Below are 21,458 nucleotides of genomic sequence, written 5' to 3' on the forward strand. Positions count from 1 at the left end.
CGGATGTTGAATCGCATAGACTGGACAGGGACGCAGCCGCCGAAAGCCACGGAGAAGGGCATCTGGGGATGGATGTTCTTCGATTGGGCGGCGCAGCCCTTCTTCACCGTGGTCACCACCTTCATCTTCGGGCCTTATTTCGTTTCGCGCCTGACCGATGACCCGGTGTCGGCTCAGACGACGTGGAGCAACATGGCGACGATCTCCTCGGTGATCATCGCCCTGCTCTCGCCGGTTCTCGGCTCAATCGCCGACCAGTCGGGCGCACGCAAACCCTGGATCGGCTTCTTCGCGATCATCAAGATCGCGAGCCTGTTCGGCCTGTGGTTCGCCGCCCCGGGTTCGCCTGTCCTCTATCCCGTGATCTTCATGATCCTCGCCTCGATTTCAGCCGAGTTTTCGATCGTCTTCAACGATTCGATGATGCCGCGCCTGGTCGCCAAGCACGAGGTCGGCAAGCTTTCCAACACCGCCTGGGGGCTTGGTTATCTCGGCGGCATGATCGTGCTGATTGCCGTCGTCACGCTTCTGGCGGCAAGTCCGGAAAGCGGCAAGACCGTTCTCGGCCTCGACCCGCTTTTCGGCCTTGATCCCAAGACCGGCCAGGATGCGCGCATCACCGGGCCGATCTCGGCCATCTGGTACCTGATCTTCATCCTGCCGATGTTCTTCTTCACGCCCGATGTCGGCAGAGGCCTGCCCTTCGGCGCTGCCATTCGCGCCGGCCTGCGGGAGTTGAGAAACACGCTCGGCGAACTCAAAGAGCGGCGCGGCATCCTGAAATTCCTGATTGCCCGCATGATCTATCAGGACGGCGTCAACGGCCTGCTGATCCTCGGCGGCGTTTTCGCCGCCGGCATGTTCGGATGGGCGACGATCGAGATCGGCCTCTACGGCATCATCCTCAACGTCGTCGCCATTTTCGGCTGCCTGATCGCCGGCCGAATCGACAAGGGCGTCGGTTCGAAGGTAACCGTCGTCATCAGCCTCACCATGCTGCTTCTCGCCACCATCGGCATCATCTCGACCGGGCCGGGCTATACCCTGTTTGGCCTGACGCCGCTGCCGTCGGCCGATTCCGGCGGCCTCTTCGGCACCGCGGCGGAAAAGGCCTATATCCTCTATGGCCTCTTGATCGGGTTCGCCTTCGGGCCGGTGCAGGCCTCGTCGCGCTCCTATCTCGCCCGCAGCGTCAGCCTGGAGGAAGCCGGCCGCTACTTCGGCATCTACGCGCTTTCAGGGCGCGCCACGAGCTTCATGGCGACGCTGCTCTTCTCGCTGATGACCTATATCAGCGGATCACCGCGGCTCGGAATGGCGACGCTGATCCTGTTTCTTGCCGGCGGCCTGCTGCTCTTGATCCGCACGCCCTATCCGGCCGACCGGGCATAGGAATGCCCGGTCATTTCCGGCACTTCTTCAGAGCATGATGCCGAAAAGTGTGAGCGGTTTTCGAGCGACATCATGCTCTAACTCTTTAATTTAGAACAGGATTCAGATTTTAGGCCGACCCGGCCTAAAATCATCCTGTTCTAGTGCCGGAAGTGACGCATGCCGGTGAAGACCATCGCGACGCCGTGTTCGTTGGCGGCATCGATGACCTCCTGATCACGCATCGAGCCGCCCGGCTGGATCACCGCCGTCGCGCCTGCGGCGATCATCGACAGAAGACCGTCGGCAAACGGCAGAAAGGCTTCGGAGGCAACCGCCGAACCCTTTGTCATCGGAACCGCAAGGCCGAGCGCCTTGGCGGCCTCTTCGGCCTTCAGCGCCGCGATGCGGGCCGAATCGACCCGGCTCATCTGGCCGGCGCCGATCCCGGCCGTCTGGCCGTCCTTGGCGTAGACCACGGCATTCGATTTGACATGTTTACCGACCTTGAAGGCGAACTTCATGTCCTCGAGCTCCTGCGCCGTCGGCGCCCGCTTGGTGACGACCTTCAGCTCCAGATCCTCGACCATGCCGTTGTCGCGGCTCTGGACCAGCAGGCCGCCGGAGACGGTCTTCGCCGTCAGCCCTGCAACGCGCGGATCGGGCAGGCCGCCGGCCGACAGCAGCCTCAGGTTCGGCTTGCGGGCGACGATCGCCTTCGCCTCTTCGGTGACATCGGGAGCGATGATCACCTCGGTGAAGAGCTTGACGATCTCTTCGGCCGTTTCGGCGTCCAATATCTGGTTGAGCGCGATGATGCCGCCGAAGGCGGAAACGGAATCGCAGGCAAGCGCCCGCTGATAGGCTTCGACCAGGCTCGAACCGGTGGCGACGCCGCAGGGATTGGCGTGCTTGATGATGGCGCAGGCCGGCGCCTTTTCCGGCAGAAACTCGGCGACGAGCTCGTAGGCGGCGTCGGTATCGTTGATGTTGTTATAGGAGAGCTGTTTGCCCTGCAGAAGGACAGCCGTCGAAACACCCGGACGCTTCTCGCCGGTCACATAGAAGGCCGCCTTCTGGTGCGGGTTTTCGCCGTAGCGCATCTCTTCCTTCAGCACGCCGCCGATGACGCGGTGGCGCGGCGTGTCGATCGACAGCGCCTCGGCAAACCAGTTGGAAATCGCAGCGTCATAAGCCGCGGTGCGGGCATAGGCCTTGGCCGCCATGCGCTGGCGGAAGGCATAGGCCGTCTTGCCGGCATCGGCCGAAAGCTGCTCCTTGAACTCGGCATAATCGTTGGGATCGGTCAGAATGGTCACATAGGCGTGGTTCTTGGCCGATGCCCGGATCATCGCCGGGCCGCCAATATCGATGTTCTCGACCGTCGTCGGATAATCGCCGCCGGCCGCGCGCACCTCTTCGAAGGGATAGAGGTTGATGACAGCGAGATCGATGGCCTCGATGCCATGCTTCTTCATCGCTTCCTGGTGCTCGCTGTCATCACGGATCGCCAGCAGGCCGCCATGCACTGTCGGGTGCAGCGTCTTGACGCGTCCATCCATGATTTCCGGAAAACCAGTGATGTCGGAAACATCGGTGACGGCGAGACCGGCCGCAGCAATCGCCTTGTAGGTGCCGCCGGTCGACAGCAGGCGCACGCCTCTTTCAGACAAGGCCTGGGCGAGCTCGACGACGCCGGTCTTGTCGAAGACGGAGAGGAGCGCGGTCTTGATTTCGACCTGGTCCGGGGCGGGGATCTTCTTGGAAATGACGGCCATGAACTTTCTCCGTTCGGCTTCGGTTCTGCTTGCGCCGCGTTAGCACAGCTTCGCCGCCGCGCAAACAGGCGCTATCCCTTGCGGGATAAAAACCAGCGGATTTCCGTCTTCTCGGCAAGATCGAAGTCGATCTCGATCTGGTCCGAGCCGCAAATGCCGGAGCTGTCGGCAAAGAAAATATCCTCGGAAATCAGCACTTCATTGCCGGGAGCGGAAAACAGCCAGCTTTCGCCGTCCGGCGCCGTCAGCAGCACCGACTCCCCGTCACTCTGCTGCAGGACGATCGAAGGATGGACGTGAAAACGGGCGACAGCCTTCACCGGCTCGTCAATCTCATATCCTTCATGGACGACAAGCCGGTCGCGGCCGGTCGCGATCGTGCCCGCCGCATTGAGCGTGATTTCACGCTCGTGCAGCACACCGAAGGCTCGCACATAACCGTCATGGCTGAGCTTGATGCCGTCGCGTCCATCCTCCGTTTCGGCACGCTCGACGGTGACGGTCCTGACCGGTTCGGTAATCGCGTGGTTGAGGAAGGGCGAGAGCGAAAAGCGGCTGGACGACGTGTCGTTGAGGATGACGGTCGAATGCGCCGCGGTGGTGCGCGCCATCTGGACATAGCGGTGCCCGGCAAATTTCGGCGAGCCGGAATTGACGATGAAGCGATGGCGGCCGGACGACATCTCGAAGGAGAGGGTGCCGGCATGCACACTGCGCAACGCGCCTCCCGAAGGCGGCGTGCCGGTATCGGCGATGATGATTGTCTTGCCCCCGGCAAGCCGTTGATAGCGCGACTGCGGCAAAGCCTTGAACGGCTGACCGGCGGTCTCGTCATATCTGAGCACCGACATCAGTTCATTGGCGAGCGTCGACGTCGCGCCGTTGAAAAGCGCCAGATCCCCGTCCTGATGGCGAAAGAACCGCAAGGCCGGATACATGCGGTCGATGCCGGAGATCAGCTTCTGCGGCAGATCATGGCCGAGATTGACATAGGTCTGGCGCAGCGGCAGCAGATCGAGCAGCAGTTCCAGCCCGGCGCGCGGATTGCGCGAGACATGGCCGCCATCCGGCAGAATCTGGCTATCGAATTCGCGGTCGAGCGCCTGGGCCGCCCGTTTGAGCGTGGAGGCGCGGGTCGGCATGGCGACGGAGGCCATGGCGAGCGCAATGCGCAGGCGAAACAGCTCCAGACCGCCGAGCGTATAGGGCGCCATGCGATGCAGGAACCTGACCTGAAACGCCAGCGACTTCATGAACCGGCGATAGAAACCGCGGTCGGCATTCTGCAGCACGACCGGCGAATGCGACAGCCAGGCGATGACGCGCTGGGCAGTGACGTCGGTCTCCCAGGCAATTCCTTCCATGCGGCCGGCATGAACGGAAAGCCAGCTGTCGACGATGGCGCGGGCGGCGGCCGAGTTGCGTTCAGTCTTGTGCGCCCGCATGTGCCGCAGCCAGCCGAAGCTGTGAAGGCGGGTCGCGAAGGGGCGCGAGGGCAGGGTGAAGGTAAACGGCGATTTGCCGTTCGTCTCCAACATCCGCCCGGCCAGGAGAAACCGTCCGTTGAGAATTTCGTCGGCCACATGCGGATCGATGCCGCGCAGATCGGTCGGCGCGACGATCAGGCGCTCGGGCACTTTGATCGAATGGCGAAAGAGCTTCAGGCGCAGCAGCGCGACGCGGCGCAAGGCGCGCCGCCAAGCTTCCCGAACATACATGCTCGCAAAACGCCGACCGGACTGCATATTCTATTGTCTATTGACCCTCGTGGTTAAGAATAGGTGAAAAGCGGCCGATTTCATCGCCCGCAATGAATTAATTCGTGACAAAGTTCGAATATACGCAAATTACTGCATTTCAGTTGAGATCATTCGACGGTTCACAACGCACTGTGGCGATGATGCGAGGATTTCAAATCCCCGCATGCTTTGCTCCGACCTTTGAGGTTGGTCAGCCCGCTCGCCGCAGCACGGCCGCGTAAAAGCCGTCGAGGCCGGAGGCGATGCCCTCAGGCATTTTCAGCATGGTCGGAAGCGTGCGGAATTCGCCGAGCGGCGTGATCGCCGCCTCAAGGCCGGGCCAGTCGCCCGCGCTGATCGGAACGCGCTCGATCGCGCCGGTATCGGAAAGAACACGGGCGACAACCTCCTCGCCCTCGGCGGGATCGAGCGAGCAATTTGAAAACACCAGCATGCCGCCGGGCGTCAGCAAGGTCAGCGCATGACGCAGCAGCCGCTCCTGCAACGCCGCCAGCCTGGCGATATCCTCCGGCCCCTTGGTCCACAGCACATCGGGGTGCCGGCGCGTCGTGCCGGTGGAAGAGCAGGGGGCGTCGAGCAGGATCGCATCGAAGCCTTCTGGCGGCTTGAATGTCGTCAGATCTGCCGCGACCGTTTCCGCCGTCAGGCCGAGCCGATCGAGATTCGAGCGCAGCCGTCTTAGCCGGCTTTCCGACTGATCGAGTGCGGTGACCGCGCCGCCGGCAAGGATGAGCTGCGCCGTCTTGCCGCCCGGCGCGGCACAAAGATCGGCGGCACGTTTTCCCGAGAGATCGCCGAAAAGCCTGGCCGGAATGCTTGCCGCCGCATCCTGAACCCACCAGGCGCCCTCATCGAAGCCCTCGAGCGACGGAATGCCGCCGTCGAAGGCGGCAAGCCGCACGCCGCCTGTCGGCAGCGCAACGCCGTTCAACTTCTTTGCCCAGCCTTCGGCGTCGGATTTGACGGTCAGATCGATCGCCGCCGGTTCGAGCTGCGATTGCGAGATCGCCAGCGCCGTGTCGCGGCCATAGGCCTTTTCCAGCCGTGCAAGGAACCAGGACGGCATCGGCGCGACCTTGCCGATCTCCGCCAGCACCTCGTCCTTTTCGCGGCCGAGCCGACGCAGAACGGCGTTGACCAGCTTGGCGAAACGGCGATTGCGCGGATCCTGATTGGCCTGTTCGACGGCAAGATCGACGGCCGAATGATCGGGCACGTCGAGATAGAGAATCTGTGCCGCGCCGATTGCCAGAACGTGATGCAGCGCCCGCGCGCCCTCCGGCAGCGGCGATTCCAGCAGCGAGGCGATCGCCGCATCGATGCGCGGCAGATGACGCAGCGTCGTGTTCAGAATGGCGCGCACAAGCGCCCGGTCGCTTTCACCGAGCGCCTTATAGGCAGGATTGCCATGTTCATGATCGAGAGCGCCGTCGAGCGGCAGCTTGCGGTCGACGACGGCGGCGAGAATTTTTGCCGCCGCGGCCCGGGCCTGCAGGCCGGGCTTGGCCGGCACCGATCGGCCGGCCGGCCGGTCGGTGGAAGGTTTCTGTTTACGGAATGGCTTTCTCGTGCCGTCTGAATTCAAGACCACGGACCTCTTGGCGGTTGCGAACCACCGCGACCCGTATTCGGAACAGAGCGCGATTTGCGCGTCGGATTAACAGCACGAACCGGTCCCGTCGAGACATTCATGCCGCTTTGCGCCATCTCCTGCAGCGCGGCGATGCGGTTTTCCGTGTCTGGATGCGTAGAAAACAGATTGTCCATGCGCTCGCCGGACAGCGGATTGATGATGAACATGTGCGCCGTCGCCGGATTGCGCTCGGCATCCTCGTTCGGCACATGGGCGGCACCGCGGGCGATCTTGCCGAGCGCCGACGCGAGCCAGAGCGGATTGCCGCAGATTTCGGCGCCGCGGCGGTCGGCCGAATATTCGCGCGTGCGGCTGATCGCCATCTGAACCAGCATGGCGGCGAGCGGCGCCACGATCATCGCCACGAGGACGCCGACGAAACCGAGCGGATTGTTGTTGTTGTCGCGATTGCCGCCGAAGAAGAAGGCAAAATTGCCAAGCATCGAGATCGCCCCGGCAAGCGTTGCCGTGATCGTCATCGTCAGCGTGTCGCGGTTCTGAATATGGGCAAGCTCATGCGCCATCACGCCGGCGACTTCCTCAGGAGACAGTGCCTGGAGCAGGCCCGTCGAGGCGGCGACGGCGGCATTTTCGGGATTGCGGCCGGTGGCGAAGGCATTCGGCTGCGGGCTATCGTAGAGATAGACCTTCGGCATCGGCAGGCCGGCATTGCGGGCGAGATCACGGATGATCGCGAAAAATTCCGGCGCATTGCGCTCGTCGACCTGCTGGGCGCGATAGGCCGAAAGCACCATGCGATCAGAATTCCAGTAGGAGAAGAAGTTCATGCCGGCGGCAATGAGGAATGCGATCATCATGCCGGCCCGACCGCCGATCAGGAAGCCGACAAACATGAAGAGCGCCGTCATGAAGGCAAGCAACATGGCAGTGCGAACGAGGTTCATTGCGAATCTCCAACTCCGATTTCGGCGCCGCAAGCTTTTAATCCCGGCGCCGGCGCATTATGATTTGGTTATTCACCAGCCATTTTCAATGTTTTCCGGCAGGAGAAGCCATGCAGGACGCCGATAACGACAATAGCCAATCGCCGACGGCCGAAGGATCGGAGCCGCCGCGCAAAATGCTGTCCCCGGCGGCCCAGCGTGCGCTTGCCGAGGCCGAGGAGCGGCGAAAGCACCAGAAGCCGCTGGACCTGCCGCCGGAGATCGGCGGCCGCGGCGGAGCCGAGCCGGCCCGCTTCGGCGATTACGAGATCAATGGCCGGGCGATCGATTTCTAAGCAAGGATTGTCGATCCCGAATCCGGGCCTTGTGCAGGCCGTCCAATATCAGCCAGCAATGTAAAGTGAGCCGCTCCGGGACTCGGATGGTCGGGAGCGGCTCTGCGTGTCAGGCGGTCGCCTTGTTCTGTCGGTTGGCGATCAGATCGTCGACCACGGCAGGATCGGCGAGTGTCGAGGTGTCGCCGAGCGCGCCGAAATCGTCCTCGGCGATCTTGCGCAGGATGCGGCGCATGATCTTGCCCGAGCGGGTCTTCGGCAGGCCGGGCGCGAACTGGATCTTGTCCGGCGCGGCGATCGGCCCGATTTCGGCGCGCACATGTTTGACCAGATCCTGGCGAAGCGTGTCCGTTCCTTCGTGGCCGGCCATCAGCGTCACATAGCAATAAATGCCTTGGCCCTTGATCGAATGCGGATAGCCGACGACCGCCGCTTCCGAAACCAGATTGTGCGACACGAGCGCCGATTCCACCTCCGCCGTGCCCAGCCGGTGGCCGGAGACGTTGAGCACGTCGTCGACGCGGCCGGTGATCCAGTAATAGCCGTCCTCGTCGCGGCGGCAGCCGTCGCCGGTGAAGTACTTGCCCTTGTAGGTGGAGAAATAGGTCTGGATGAAACGCTCGTGATCGCCGTAGACGGTGCGCATCTGGCCCGGCCAGCTGTCGGTGATGCAGAGATTGCCGTCGGCGGCCCCTTCCAGCACCTTGCCCTCATTGTCGACCAGCTCAGGCTTGACGCCGAAGAACGGCGTCGTCGCCGAACCGGGTTTCAGGTCGGTCGCACCGGGCAGCGGCGTGATCATGTGGCCGCCGGTCTCCGTCTGCCACCAGGTATCGATCACAGGGCAGCGTTTGTCGCCGACGACGTTGTAATACCACTCCCAGGCCTCCGGATTGATCGGCTCGCCGACCGTGCCGAGCAGGCGCAGCGAAGAGCGCGACGAACGGGTGACGAATTCGTCACCGGCGCCCATCAGCGAGCGGATCGCCGTCGGCGCGGTATAGAAGATATTGACCTTGTGCTTGTCGATGACTTCCCAGAAACGGCCCTGATCCGGGAAATTCGGCACGCCCTCGAACATCAGCGTCGTCGCGCAGTTCGAAAGCGGCCCATAGACGATATAGGAATGGCCGGTGACCCAGCCGACATCGGCGGTGCACCAGTAGACGTCGCCATGATGATAGTCGAAGACATATTCATGCGTCATCGATGCGTAGACGAGGTAGCCGCCCGTCGTGTGCAGCACGCCCTTCGGCTTGCCGGTCGAGCCTGAGGTATAGAGAATGAACAGCGGATCTTCCGCCTTCATCTTCACCGGCGGGCATTCGGCCTTCACCGTGGCGACTTCCTGGTGATACCAGAGGTCGCGGCCCGGCGCCCAGCCGGTCTTGCCGCCGGTGCGGCGCACGACCAGCACTTTGCTGACATTGACGTGCTGACGGGCGGCGATGTGGATCGCCGTATCGGTATTGTCCTTCAGCGGCACCGGCTTGCCGCCGCGCACGCCTTCGTCGCAGGTGATGACGAAGGTGGATTCGCAGTCGACGATGCGCCCCGCCAGGGCTTCCGGCGAGAAACCACCAAAGACGACCGAATGAACCGCGCCGATGCGGGCGCAGGCGAGCATCGCGTAAGCCGCCTCGGGGATCATCGGCATATAGATGGTGACGCGATCGCCCTTCTTGACGCCGTGCTTCTTCAACACGTTCGCCATCCGGCAGACGTGCTCGTAGAGCTCGTTATAGGTGATCTTCTTGTCGATATAGGGATTGTCGCCTTCCCAGATGATCGCCACCTGGTCGCCATTCGTCTTCAGATGGCGGTCGATGCAATTGTAGGAGACGTTGGTCTGGCCGTCCTCGAACCATTTGATCGAGACCTTGCCGGTAAAGGAGGTGTTCTTGACCTTGGTATAGGGCTTGAACCAGTCGATCCGCTTGCCGTGTTTGCCCCAGAACTTGTCCGGGTTCTCGACGCTCTCCTCGTACCATTTCAGGTACTTTTCCTTATCGATCAGGGCACGCGCCTTCACCGGCTTCGGCACCGGATGGATCTTCTCCGACATGGAACTCCTCCTCATGGGACATGCGACGGGCCAAGCGATCTACGAGCCCGAACTTCAAATCAGGGCAATTCATAGCAGGTCGCATCGCCACGGCAATTAGACAAAGGTCATTTGATTTCGGAAGAATTGCAATTCTGCGACAGTCCGGTTATATAGCGGCATATTTCCCGGACATTGTGGTGACAATCCACGGACCGCGACCGGCGCGGACGATAGAAGGACTATATCCATGGCTCAAACACTGCTCATGCCGAAGGCGACCGCCATCTGGCTTGTCGACAACACGGCGCTGTCTTTCGATCAGATTGCGCAGTTCTGCAAACTGCATCCGCTCGAGGTCAAGGCGATTGCCGATGGCGAAGCGGCGCAGGGCATCAAGGGCCTCGATCCGATCTCGACCGGTCAGCTTTCCCGCGACGAGATTGCCCGCGCCGAAGCCAATCCGAACCACAAGCTCAAGCTCTCCGAACCGAAGGTGCGCGTGCCGGAATCCAAGCGCCGTGGCCCGCGTTATACCCCGGTTTCCAAGCGTCAGGACCGCCCGAACGCCATTCTCTGGCTCGTGCGCAACCATCCGGAGCTGAAGGACGCGCAGATTTCCCGCCTCGTCGGCACGACGAAATCGACGATCGAGCAGATCCGCGAGCGCACCCACTGGAACTCCGCCAACCTGGCGCCGATGGATCCGGTGACGCTCGGCCTCTGCAGCCAGATCGATCTCGACATGGAAGTGGAAAAGGCCTCCAAGGGCCGGCCGCTGCCGACGGCCGCCGAGCTTGGCGCGACGCTGCAATCGGCTCAGGAAACCGAACGCCTCACGCCGAGCTACGAGCGCGAAGAGGAAAAGGAAATCGACGCCGACGCCGTCTTCCGCAAGCTGAGCTCGCTGCGCTCGGCTCCGAAGGACGAGGACGAAGAAGATCAGTACTGAGATACCAGCGATCTCATCAGGAAAACCCCGCCGAGCGAACCGCCCGGCGGGGTTTTTTATTGAGGATCGCCTCTCCCCGCATCAGCTGCGGAACAGGGTGAGGATGTTTTGTGCCGAGCTATTGGCGATCGAAAGCGACTGGATGCCGAGCTGCTGCTGCGTCTGCAGCGCCGAGAGCCTGCTCGATTCCTCTTCCATATCGGCATCGACCAGGCGACCGATGCCCGAGTCGATGGAATCGTGAAGACCGCTGACGAAATTCTCCTGCAGCTGGATGCGCGTCGAGATCGAGCCGAGAGCGGAGCCGGCAGCGGTCATGGCACCGAGAACCAGTTCGATCCCGGTCAGGGCTGCGTCGAGCTGGCCTTGGGTGAAACCGATAATGTCGAGATCATAGATCGACGGCATGACGATGACGGTGCCGCCATAGGTGCCGTTGAAGGCGGTGCCGATGATACCGCTGCTCGTCTCGATCGCACCCGTGCTGGTCATGCCGAAGAGCACATTGCCGAGCGAGCCTGAATCGAGCACATAATCGGTCATCTTCACTGAAACGGCATTGCTGCCGTCACGGACGAAGGACGAGACGACGCTCTTCGTTCCGGAAGCGCCGGCCACCCAGTTTTCGCCGGAGAAGGATGCGGACTGGGCAATGCTGAGCAGCTGCTCCTGCAGCTGGTCGAGTTCCTGCTGGATCTTTGTCTTGTCGACGCCCTTTTCCGTGGCGGCAACGATCTTCGCCTTGATTTCGCTGACGACGTCAAGCGCGCTGTCCATGGCCGCATAGGCGGTATCGACCTTCGCCGCACCGAGGCCGAGAGCGTCGGAGACGGCCGAAAGCGCCAGGTTGTCGGAACGCATGGTCGTGGCGATCGACCAGTATGCGGCATTGTCGGCGGCCTTCTCGACACGATAACCGGAGGAAACGCGACCCTGGGTGTCCTTGAGGCTATCGTTTACGCCGCGCAAAGTCTGCAGCGCTGCCATGGCAGCGTTGTTGGTGAGGATGCTCGTCATGATCCGCTCCACAATCGGAGAAAGGGGCATTCCGGACTACAGCGCCGCGCGTCTTTTCAGACGCACAAAGGACGCTGTAGCACTTCAACTGCTGCATGATTTTATCCTTAAATCGATTCCGATTTAGGGAATTATGCAGCAGGCCGGTAACGGCGACCGCGTCATGCAAAGCCTGCTATGCAAGCCATTGCCGTTAACAAATCCTTGCGCAACATGGTTAACAATTCCTCAATTAGGCTTATCGAATGCTTAATTTTTACATCGGCAGAGAGCCGAAACCGCGCTTGCGCAGCGCCTCGGCGATCTCCTCCAGAATCGCCGGATCATCGATGGTAGCGGGCATTTTCCAGGGTATGCCGTCGGCGATTTTCTGCATGGTGCCGCGCAGGATCTTGCCCGACCGCGTCTTCGGCAATCGATTGACGGTGATCGCCGTTTTGAAGGCGGCGACAGGCCCGATCTGATCGCGAATCATCGCCACCACCTCTGATTCGATCGCCGCCGATTCGCGCTGCACATGCCGCTTCAGCACCAGGAAGCCGCAGGGAGCCTGACCCTTCAGCGCGTCGATCACGCCGATAACCGCGCATTCGGCGACATCGGGGTGACGCGCGCAAACCTCCTCCATCGCACCTGTCGAGAGCCGATGACCGGCGCAATTGATGATGTCGTCGGTCCGCGACATGATGAAGAGGTAGCCGTCTTCGTCGACATAGCCGGCGTCGGCGGTCTTGTAGTAACCGGGGAACTCGTCGAGATAGGCCGATCGGAAACGATCATCCGCATGCCAGAGGGTCGGCAGGCAGCCGGGCGGCAAGGGCAGCTTGATGACGATATTGCCGAGCGTCCCCGCCTCGATCGGATGGCCGGCATCGTCGAGCACCGTCACCTCGTAGCCCGGCATCGGCAGTGCCGGCGAACCGTGCTTGACGGGCAGGGCGCCGAGGCCGAGCGGATTTGCGGCGATCGGCCAGCCGGTCTCCGTCTGCCACCAGTGATCGATGACGGGGATGGCAAGCATGCGTTCGGCCCATTTCAGGGTCTCCGGATCCGCCCTCTCGCCGGCAAGAAACAGCGCCCGCAAGTTCGGCATCTTGTGGTTCGCGATCAGTTCGCCGTCCCCATCCTCCCGTCGGATGGCGCGAAAGGCGGTCGGCGCCGTGAAGAGCACGCGCACGTCGTGCTCTGCAACGACCCGCCAAAATGCGCCGGCATCGGGCGTGCCGACCGGCTTTCCCTCGAAGATCAAGGTCGTCACGCCCGATATCAGCGGTGCGTAGACGATATAGGAATGGCCGACGACCCAGCCGATATCGGAGGCCGTCCAGAAGACCTCGCCCGGCGTCACGCCGTAGATATTCCGCATCGACCAGTTGAGCGCGACCATGTGGCCGCCATTGTCGCGCACCACACCCTTCGGCTGGCCGGTCGTACCGGAGGTGTAGAGAATGTAGAGCGGATCGGTCGCCTTGACGGAAACACAGGCCACCTCGGCGACGCGATGGCGCGCCACCGCTGCCTCGAAATCCTCATCGCGGCCGCCGATGAGATCGGCTCGAAGCTGCGGCCGCTGCAGCACCAGACAGCGCTCCGGCTTTACCCGCGCAATCTCGATCGCCTGATCGACCAGCGGCTTATAGGCGACGACGCGACCGGGCTCGAGCCCGCAGCTCGCGGTAATCACCAGCCTGGCGCCGCTGTCGTCGATGCGCGCCGCAAGCTCGCTGGCGGCAAACCCGCCGAAAACGACCGAATGGACGGCACCGATCCGCGCGCAGGCAAGCATGGAAAACACTGCCTGCGGCAGCATCGGCATATAGAGGATGACGCGATCGCCTCGGCCGATGCCGAGCGCCAGCAGCGTCGCGGCGATGGCCTTCACCTCGCCGAGCACCTCGTCATATGAGAACCGGCGCTTCTCGCCGGTCATGGCGCTGTCGAAGATGATGGCCGTCTCGCCGCCGCGTCCGGCCGTCACATGCCGGTCCAGGCAATTGTGACAGGTATTGGTTTCCGCTCCCGAGAACCAGCGGCCGTAAATACCGTCATCAGGCGAAAACACCCGCTCCGGCGGCTTGAACCAGTCGATCTCGGCGGCGGCTTCGCGCCAGAAGGCTTCGGGATCGCGTTTCCAGGCCGCATAGGCCTGATGATAGCCGTTCTGCATCTGCTCCTCCCCAGGACATGCAAGCCTCGATGTTAATCTAGGCACAGGGGAGGGGAACGGGAAGCCCGACCAAAGCAGCGTATCAGCGCGCGCCGAAAATCGCCGATCCGACGCGGACGCTGGTGGCGCCGAAGGCGATCGCTGTCTCGTAATCGCCCGACATGCCCATGGAGAGTTTCTCAACGCCGCATTTCGACGCGAGCTTTGCCAGCAGGGCAAAATGCGGTCCGGGATTTTCCTCGGCCGGCGGAATGCACATCAGACCTTCGATCAAAAGACCGAGCTCGCCACGGCAAAGCGAGACGAAAGCCGGCGTGTCGTCAGGCGCGATGCCGGCCTTCTGCGGCTCGAGCCCGGTATTGACCTGGACGTAAAGCCTCGGCCTCCTGTCTTGCCGCTTCATCTCCTCGGCAAGGGCGCGGGCAATCTTTTCCCGATCGACGGTCTCGATCACGTCGAAAAGCGCCACCGCGTCCGCCGCCTTGTTCGATTGCAGCGGCCCGATCAGATGCAGCTCGATGTCGGGATGTTCGGCTTTCAGCGCCGGCCATTTGCCTTGGCTTTCCTGCACCCGGTTCTCGCCGAAAATGCGCAGTCCGGCTTCGATCGCCGGGCGGATCGCCTCCGCCTCGAATGTCTTCGACACTGCGACGAGCCGAACCGAGCCGGCCGGCCGGCCGGCCTGGCGTTCTCCGGCGGCAATCCGCGATCGCACGTCGTTCAAGCGCTCTTGAAGTTCCATCGTTCTGCCTCGACATTTCAGCATGAGAGTGATGGCAATGAACTAGCCAGCCATTCTGTGCTTGCCAAGACCCGCTGCCGCGAAATCGCCCGGCCGGAATGAAGATCGGACGCTTGCAGCGCCTGCAAAACTTGACGCTACGGTGGTTTCATGGTGAAGGTCTCGACCAACCTCCCCTGATTTTCCGGAATTTCGAATACAATGGCCACCGAACGTTATAATCCGCGCGATGCCGAGCCCCGCTGGCAGCAGAAATGGAATGAAGACAAGGTCTTCGAGACCGACAACGCCGATCCGCGCGAAAAATATTACGTCCTCGAAATGTTCCCCTATCCGTCGGGGCGCATCCATATGGGCCATGTCCGCAACTACGCCATGGGCGATGTCGTTGCCCGCTACAAGCGTGCCCGCGGTTATAACGTGCTGCATCCGATGGGTTGGGACGCCTTCGGCATGCCGGCGGAAAACGCCGCCATGGAACGCGGCGTCCACCCCGCCTCCTGGACCTATCAGAACATCGCCTCGATGAAGGCGCAGCTGAAGGCCATGGGGCTTTCGCTGGACTGGAGCCGCGAGTTCGCCACCTGCGACGTCGACTATTACCAGCACCAGCAGCATCTCTTCGTGGATTTCCTGGAGAAGGGTCTGGTCTACCGCAAGCAGTCGAAGGTCAATTGGGATCCGGTCGACAACACCGTGCTCGCCAACGAACAGGTGATCGACGGCCGCGGCTGGCGGTCCGGCGCGCTGGTCGAACAGCGTGAACTGACGCAATGGTTCTTCAAGATCACCGATTTCAGCCAGGACCTCTTGGACGCGCTGGATACGCTCGACCAGTGGCCGGAAAAAGTTCGCCTGATGCAGAAGAATTGGATCGGCCGTTCGGAAGGCATGACCATTCGCTGGGAGATCGTGCCGGAAACGGCGCCGGCCGGCGAAACCGAGATTACCGTCTATACCACCCGGCCGGATACGCTGTTCGGCGCCTCCTTCCTGGCGATTTCCGCCGACCATCCGCTGGCCAAGGATGCCGCCGCCACGAACGCCGAGATCGAGGCCTTCTGCGAGGAATGCCGCCGCGCCGGCACTTCGCTCGCAGCACTCGAGACCGCCGAAAAGAAGGGCTTGGACACCGGCATCCGTGTGCGCCATCCGCTCGATCCCTCCTGGGAGCTGCCCGTCTATATCGCCAATTTCGTGTTGATGGATTACGGCACGGGCGCGATCTTCGGCTGCCCCTCCGGCGACCAGCGCGACCTCGATTTCGCCCGTAAATACGGCCTGCCGGTCGTGCCCGTGGTCATGCCGAGCGATGGCGACGCTGCGAGCTTTTCCGTCGGCGATACCGCCTATGACGGCGATGGCGTCATGATCAATTCGCGCTTCCTCGACGGCAAGACGACCGAAGAAGCCTTCAATATCGTTGCCGACCGGCTGTCGGCCGCTTCGCTCGGCAATACGCCCCAGGCTGAGCGGAAGATCAATTTCCGCCTGCGCGACTGGGGCATTTCGCGCCAGCGCTATTGGGGCTGCCCGATCCCGGTCATCCATTGCGATGCCTGCGGTGTCGTGCCGGTGCCGAAGAAGGACCTGCCGGTGAAATTGCCGGACGACGTCAGCTTCGACCAGCCGGGCAACCCGCTCGACCGCCACCAGACCTGGCGTCACGTCGCCTGCCCGAATTGCGGCAAGGATGCCCGCCGCGAGACCGATACGATGGACACCTTCGTCGATTCGAGCTGGTATTTCACCCGCTTTACCGCGCCGTGGGAGGGCAAGCCGACCGATCCTGAGGCGGCTAACCGTTGGCTGCCGGTCGATCAATATATCGGCGGCATCGAGCACGCGATCCTGCATCTGCTCTATTCGCGCTTCTTTACCCGCGCCATGCGCGAGACCGGTCACGTTGCGGCGAGCGAACCCTTCAAGGGTCTGTTCACCCAGGGCATGGTGGTTCATGAGACCTACAGCCGCAACGCCGGCGCCGGCCGTGAATGGGTGGCTCCCGCCGATATCCGCATCGAGGAGATCGACGGCAAACGCCGTGCCCTGCTCTTGGCGACAGGCGAGGAGGTCGCCATCGGCTCGATCGAGAAGATGTCGAAATCGAAGAAGAATGTCGTGGATCCCGACGATATCATCGCCTCCTATGGCGCCGATACTGCCCGCTTCTTCGTGTTGTCCGATTCTCCGCCGGAGCGCGACGTCATCTGGTCCGAAGCGGGTGTCGAAGGCGCTCACCGTTTCACCCAGCGCCTGTGGCGGCTGATTTCCGAAGCGGCCGGCGTCCTGTCGACCGTTGAGGCAGCACCGGCAAGCGAAGGCGAGGCGCTGGCGATCTCGCAGGCGGCGCACAAGACGCTGAAGGCCGTTCAGAACGACTACGACAAGCTCTGGTTCAACAAGGCCGTCGCCCGCATCTACGAGCTCGTCAATGCGCTCGCCGCGCCGCTGACGAGGGTTGCGGCAGGGGAGGGCGATATCGCCTATCGTGCCGCCGTGCGTGACGCGGCCGAGATTCTGATTCAACTCGTCGCCCCGATGACGCCGCATCTCGCTGAAGAATGCTGGGCCACGCTTGGCAATACGGAGCTGCTTGCCCGCACCGACTGGCCGCGTTTCGTCGAAGCGCTCGTCGTTGAAAACGACGTTGTCCTGCCCGTGCAGATCAACGGCAAGAAGCGCGCCGAATTGACAATTTCTCGCGATGCGGATCAGAATGCCGTCACCGACGCCGTGCTGGAACTGGACGCGGTGAAGAATGTGCTGAACGGTCAGGCACCGAAGAAGATCATCGTGGTTCCCCAAAGGATTGTGAACATTGTCGTCTGAAATCGCTCGCAAGCTGGCCCGCAATGCCGGCATCGCCATGATCCTTGCCGCCGCGACATTTCTGTCGGCCTGCCAGGTCCGGCCGCTTTATTCCGAGAGCTCGGGCGTCACCGAAAAGCTGTCCTCGGTCGGCTTTTCCGACGCATCCGGCCGCATCGAACAACAGGTGCGCAATCGGCTGATCTTCCTGGCGTCGCGCGGCGCCGGCGAAGCGGCAAATCCGCAGTATCACGTTGAACTGCGGGCCACGTCGGGTGTCGCCGATACGCTCCTGCGGCAATCCGGCGACACGTCGCGCGCCGGTCGTGTCACCGTCACCGTCACCTATACGCTGAGCGCCATCGCCGATGGTCGCGTCATCAAGGCCGGCAGCCGCCAGGCGACCGCGCTGGTGGATTTCTCCGAGCAGGAATTTGCCAAGCAGAGGGCGATCCGCGATGCCGAGAACCGCGCTGCCGATCAGACGGCGGAATTCGTAGGGGCCGATCTCGCCGCTGCCCTCAGCCGCTGAGGGCGGACAGGTGGCGGAGATCAAGTCCCACGAGTTCGAGACCTTTCTGCAGAAATCGGCGCGGAACTACCGGATTTTCGTCATTTACGGGCCGGATCGGGGTCTGGTGTCCGAGCGCGCCGGCCAGCTCGCCGGCAAGACCGGCGTCGCGCTGGACGACCCTTTCTCGCTGACAAAACTCGATATCGCCGATCTGCAAAAGGATCCCGGGCGACTGGTTGACGAGGCCCAATCCATCGGGCTGTTCGGCGGCGAAAAACTCATCTGGATCCGCGGCGCCGCCAACGAGAAATACCTTGTCGATTCCCTGGCGCTCTTGGCTGAAAAACCGCTCGAGGCCGCCTATCTGATCGTCGAGGCCGGCGATCTGAAAAAGGGATCGCTGCTGCGCAAGACCGCGGAAGCCGCGCGAGCCGTCATGACGGTGCCGTCTTATGCCGACGACAGCCGCGCCTTGAACGGCTTGATCGATGCTGAACTCGGGGCGGAAAAGCTCGGTATTACGCCGGCGGCACGCCAGGCGCTGATCGCACTGATCGGTGGCGATCGTATCGCTTCACGCAATGAAGTGCGCAAGCTCGCCCTTTACTGCCGCGGCCTCGATACGGTCGAAGAACATCACGTTACCGAAATAATCGGCGATGCCAGCGCGATCTCCGTTGATGATGCCGTCGACGCCATCCTCGGCGGCGACCTCAACGGCTTCCTCCATGCCATGCAAAAGATCAGCAGTTCGAAAACAGCGATCTTTCTCGTGTTGCAGGCCTGCCTGAAGCAGTTCCAGCTTCTGGATACCATGCGTGCAGAGATGGAAGACAAGCGCTTGCAGGTGCCGCAGGTGATGCAGACGATGGGACGGCATCTGCATTTTCGCCGCAAGCCGATCCTCGAGCAGGCGCTTCGCCAGTGGTCCGCGGAAAGCATCGCCCGTGAATCCAACCGTCTGCAGGCGGCCATTCTTCAGAGCCGGCGTCGGCAGGTGCTGGAAGACAGCGTTGCGATGCAAACACTTCTCTCCACCACCCTGCAATCCGGTCGCAAGTCGGCGTGATTATCGCCGTTCCAGCAAGCGGCAGACTTCCTCGAGCTGCTCGAGCGACTTGTAGGAAATTTTGATCTGGCCGCCGCTCGTTTTGTGATTGATTGACACCTCGAGTCCGAGGGCATCGGACAGCGTGCGTTCCAGCGCCAGCGTATCCGAGTCCTTTTGATCACGGCGCAAAGCCGGCTGCTGCGGCTCAGATTGCGCCTTGATATTGTTCTGCGCCAGCTTTTCGGCATCACGCACCGACATGCCCTTGGCAACGATCGTGCGGGCAAGGCTTGCCGGATCGGGTGTCGACACCAGCGCACGCGCATGTCCGGCCGAAAGACTGCCGGCGGCCAGCAGATCGCGAACCGGATCCGGCAGTTTCAGCAAACGCAGCGAGTTGGCGACATGGCTGCGGCTCTTGCCGATAATTTCGCCAAGATCGTTCTGCGTATAGCCATATTCCGCGATAAGCTGCTCATAGCCCAACGCCTCTTCAAGAGGATTGAGATCCGCGCGCTGCACGTTTTCGACAATGGCGATCTCCAGCGCCGTTTTATCGTCGACGTCGCGGATAATGACGGGGATTTCGATCAGGCCGGCAAGCTGCGCTGCGCGCCACCGCCGTTCGCCGGCGATGATTTCATAGCGGTCCCGCTCCATCGTTCGCACCACGATCGGCTGCACGATGCCGTGCTGGCGGATGGAGCTGGCAAGATCGTGCAATTCGGTGTCGTCGAAAAAGCGACGGGGGTTGCGGGGGTTGCGACTGACGAACTCGATCGGGATCATCCGGTCGGCGCTGACGGTTCGTTCAGCCTCCACCGGAACAGGTTGATCCATTTCACCAATCAGCGCCGCAAGGCCACGGCCCAATCGCCTTTTCGATATATCGTCATTCATGATCTACACTCACCTGCATCCTGAAATGATTTTACGCAGCTAGTCTCTGGCGCTCCCGCTGAATGACCTCGGAGGCCAGCTGCAGATAGGCCTGGCTGCCCGCGCATTTCAGATCATAGAGAATGGCCGGCTTGCCGTAGGACGGCGCCTCGGACACCCGGACATTGCGCGGAATTAACGTATGGTAAACCTTCTCACCGAGATGCGTGCGCACATCATTGACCACCTGTTGGGCAAGATTATTGCGGGCATCGAACATCGTCAGGACGATGCCCTGGATATCCAGCCGCGGGTTGACCGTCCGGCGCACCTGACTGACGGTTTCGAGCAGCTGGCTCAGCCCCTCGAGCGCGAAAAATTCGCACTGCAGCGGCACCAGCACCGAATGGGCCGCTGCCATGGCATTCATCGTCAGCAGGTTGAACGAAGGCGGGCAATCGAGAAGAATATAGGAAAACGCCATGGCTTCAGCGGACGACAGTGCCTTCCGCAATTTAAAGACACGATCGCTCTGCTGCGAGATCTCCATCTCGATGCCGAGCAGATCCATGGTCGACGGCACGATGAAGAGGTTGGGAACCGCAGTTTCCAGCGTCACCTCGCTGATCCCGCGCTCTCCGACCATCAGGTCGTAGGAGGAAAGTTTGCGATCGCGACGGTCGATGCCGAGGCCGGTGCTGGCGTTGCCCTGCGGATCGAGATCCACGATCAGGACGCGCTCGCCGATAGCGGCCAGCGCTGTTGCCAGGTTGATGGCGGTGGTCGTTTTGCCAACGCCACCCTTCTGATTTGCGATGGTGATTATCCGATGTCGTTCGCCAGCCATTGCCGCAATATCCGATCTGTTAAACCAAGCGCCGGAGATTCGATATTTCCAAAATAACAGATTCCTGCTCGACGGCGCTCTTATGTTCTAACAGATCGAATTCCCACCGGCCACGTGCTTCGTCGATTTCCCTCAGGTAATCCCGGCCTTTATGAAAAAACCCACGACAATTTTCCTTGCCAAGCATCCAAGGCGCTGCATAGCCGATCAGCCCGTCGAGGTCGGCGAGGGCTCTGGCTGAAATCGCATCACAATCGCCGATCTCGGCATGGGCATCCTCGATTCGAATGGCATGAACGCTCCCGCGTGCATTTGTCTCCCGCAGTGCGGTTCGCAAAAATGCTGCCTTTTTGTGGTTGCTTTCGACAAGATGCACCCATCCATCCTGCAGTTCCGCCAGGAAGATCGCAGTGATCACGCCGGGAAAGCCGCCGCCGCTGCCGAGATCGACCCAGCGAACCGGCTCGGGGTAAATCTGGAAAATCTGGCTGCTGTCAGCGATATGACGCCGCCACAGATCATCGAGCGTCGATGGCGCTACGAGATTGATGGCCTTTGCCCATTTCTGAAAGAGTGCCGCAAACTGCTGGAGTCGTGCCTGTGTTTCACGTGAAACACGCAAACCGTTCAATTCCATTCTCAAAGACTCTCA

General features: G+C 61.8%; 17 protein-coding genes. 6 read left to right on the forward strand and 11 right to left on the reverse strand.

Translation table 11 applies throughout. From position 1 onward, the window contains the following. Window positions 1-3: 3 nt before the first annotated feature. Window positions 4-1,392 (forward strand): MFS transporter, encoded by a 1,389-nt coding sequence (locus CO655_RS01710; protein ID WP_097663586.1) that lies wholly within the window; start codon window positions 4-6, stop codon window positions 1,390-1,392. A 140-nt stretch (window positions 1,393-1,532) separates the two neighbouring features. Here the strand turns inward: CO655_RS01710 and purH are convergent, their stop codons facing one another. From purH to htpX, 4 genes are all read right to left on the reverse strand, one after another. Continuing rightward, entirely contained in the window at window positions 1,533-3,149 is a 1,617-nt protein-coding gene (gene purH / locus CO655_RS01715) for a bifunctional phosphoribosylaminoimidazolecarboxamide formyltransferase/IMP cyclohydrolase (protein WP_010031776.1), read from the reverse strand. A gap of 71 nt (window positions 3,150-3,220) precedes the next feature. Next, on the reverse strand, window positions 3,221-4,894 hold the full coding sequence (locus CO655_RS01720; protein WP_097663587.1) for a heparinase II/III family protein: 1,674 nt from the start codon (window positions 4,892-4,894) through the stop codon (window positions 3,221-3,223). A 205-nt stretch (window positions 4,895-5,099) separates the two neighbouring features. Further along, entirely contained in the window at window positions 5,100-6,500 is a 1,401-nt protein-coding gene (locus CO655_RS01725) for an RsmB/NOP family class I SAM-dependent RNA methyltransferase (protein WP_097663588.1), read from the reverse strand. Beyond that, window positions 6,491-7,447: a zinc metalloprotease HtpX gene (htpX, locus tag CO655_RS01730; protein WP_097663589.1), complete on the reverse strand. Its 957-nt coding sequence runs from the start codon at window positions 7,445-7,447 to the stop codon at window positions 6,491-6,493. Before htpX ends, CO655_RS01725 begins: the two co-directional genes overlap by 10 nt. A gap of 110 nt (window positions 7,448-7,557) precedes the next feature. Here htpX and CO655_RS01735 point away from each other — a divergent pair, with 110 nt between their 5' ends. Next, window positions 7,558-7,782: a DUF1674 domain-containing protein gene (locus CO655_RS01735; protein WP_010027923.1), complete on the forward strand. Its 225-nt coding sequence runs from the start codon at window positions 7,558-7,560 to the stop codon at window positions 7,780-7,782. 109 nt (window positions 7,783-7,891) lie between these two features. Here the strand turns inward: CO655_RS01735 and acs are convergent, their stop codons facing one another. Continuing rightward, window positions 7,892-9,847: an acetate--CoA ligase gene (gene acs / locus CO655_RS01740; RefSeq protein ID WP_097663590.1), complete on the reverse strand. Its 1,956-nt coding sequence runs from the start codon at window positions 9,845-9,847 to the stop codon at window positions 7,892-7,894. 229 nt (window positions 9,848-10,076) lie between these two features. Between acs and CO655_RS01745 the strand changes: the two genes are divergently transcribed. Beyond that, entirely contained in the window at window positions 10,077-10,778 is a 702-nt protein-coding gene (locus CO655_RS01745) for a DUF1013 domain-containing protein (RefSeq protein ID WP_064686261.1), read from the forward strand. 81 nt (window positions 10,779-10,859) lie between these two features. On the opposite strand, the gene CO655_RS01750 is transcribed toward CO655_RS01745, so the two are convergent. From CO655_RS01750 to CO655_RS01760, 3 genes are all read right to left on the reverse strand, one after another. Further along, window positions 10,860-11,795 (reverse strand): flagellin, encoded by a 936-nt coding sequence (locus tag CO655_RS01750; RefSeq protein ID WP_010030682.1) that lies wholly within the window; start codon window positions 11,793-11,795, stop codon window positions 10,860-10,862. A 256-nt stretch (window positions 11,796-12,051) separates the two neighbouring features. Further along, window positions 12,052-13,962 carry a propionyl-CoA synthetase gene (locus CO655_RS01755; RefSeq protein ID WP_097663591.1) on the reverse strand — a complete coding sequence of 637 codons (1,911 nt, stop codon included), beginning with the start codon at window positions 13,960-13,962 and terminating at the stop codon, window positions 12,052-12,054. 82 nt (window positions 13,963-14,044) lie between these two features. After that, a complete protein-coding gene (locus CO655_RS01760) occupies window positions 14,045-14,704 on the reverse strand; it encodes a YggS family pyridoxal phosphate-dependent enzyme (protein WP_010029890.1) in 660 nt (219 codons plus the stop codon). A 201-nt stretch (window positions 14,705-14,905) separates the two neighbouring features. Between CO655_RS01760 and leuS the strand changes: the two genes are divergently transcribed. From leuS to holA, 3 genes are read left to right on the forward strand one after another with little or no spacing between them, the layout of a single operon-like run. Then, window positions 14,906-17,536: a leucine--tRNA ligase gene (gene leuS, locus CO655_RS01765; RefSeq protein ID WP_097605799.1), complete on the forward strand. Its 2,631-nt coding sequence runs from the start codon at window positions 14,906-14,908 to the stop codon at window positions 17,534-17,536. After that, the gene (gene lptE / locus CO655_RS01770) at window positions 17,526-18,047 is read left to right on the forward strand and encodes an LPS assembly lipoprotein LptE (RefSeq protein ID WP_097663592.1); all 522 of its coding nucleotides are present in this window, start codon (window positions 17,526-17,528) and stop codon (window positions 18,045-18,047) included. The genes leuS and lptE overlap by 11 nt, the downstream gene beginning before the upstream one ends. A gap of 10 nt (window positions 18,048-18,057) precedes the next feature. Further along, entirely contained in the window at window positions 18,058-19,098 is a 1,041-nt protein-coding gene (holA, locus tag CO655_RS01775; protein ID WP_097663593.1) for a DNA polymerase III subunit delta, read from the forward strand. Here holA and CO655_RS01780 read toward each other — a convergent pair whose 3' ends face one another. Genes CO655_RS01780 through rsmG form a run of 3 tightly spaced genes read right to left on the reverse strand, consistent with a single transcriptional unit; the run spans window position 19,099 to window position 21,443 of the window. Beyond that, the gene (locus CO655_RS01780) at window positions 19,099-19,980 is read right to left on the reverse strand and encodes a ParB/RepB/Spo0J family partition protein (RefSeq protein WP_097663594.1); all 882 of its coding nucleotides are present in this window, start codon (window positions 19,978-19,980) and stop codon (window positions 19,099-19,101) included. It abuts the gene before it with no gap. A 31-nt stretch (window positions 19,981-20,011) separates the two neighbouring features. Continuing rightward, entirely contained in the window at window positions 20,012-20,806 is a 795-nt protein-coding gene (locus CO655_RS01785) for a ParA family protein (protein WP_038692104.1), read from the reverse strand. 19 nt (window positions 20,807-20,825) lie between these two features. Beyond that, complete coding sequence (gene rsmG, locus CO655_RS01790; protein WP_097663595.1) at window positions 20,826-21,443, reverse strand: 16S rRNA (guanine(527)-N(7))-methyltransferase RsmG; 618 nt, start codon at window positions 21,441-21,443, stop codon at window positions 20,826-20,828. Between the last annotated feature and the right edge of the window lie 15 nt (window positions 21,444-21,458).

Source organism: Rhizobium sp. M1, from assembly GCF_002531805.1.
Lineage (GTDB): Bacteria > Pseudomonadota > Alphaproteobacteria > Rhizobiales > Rhizobiaceae > Rhizobium > Rhizobium etli_C.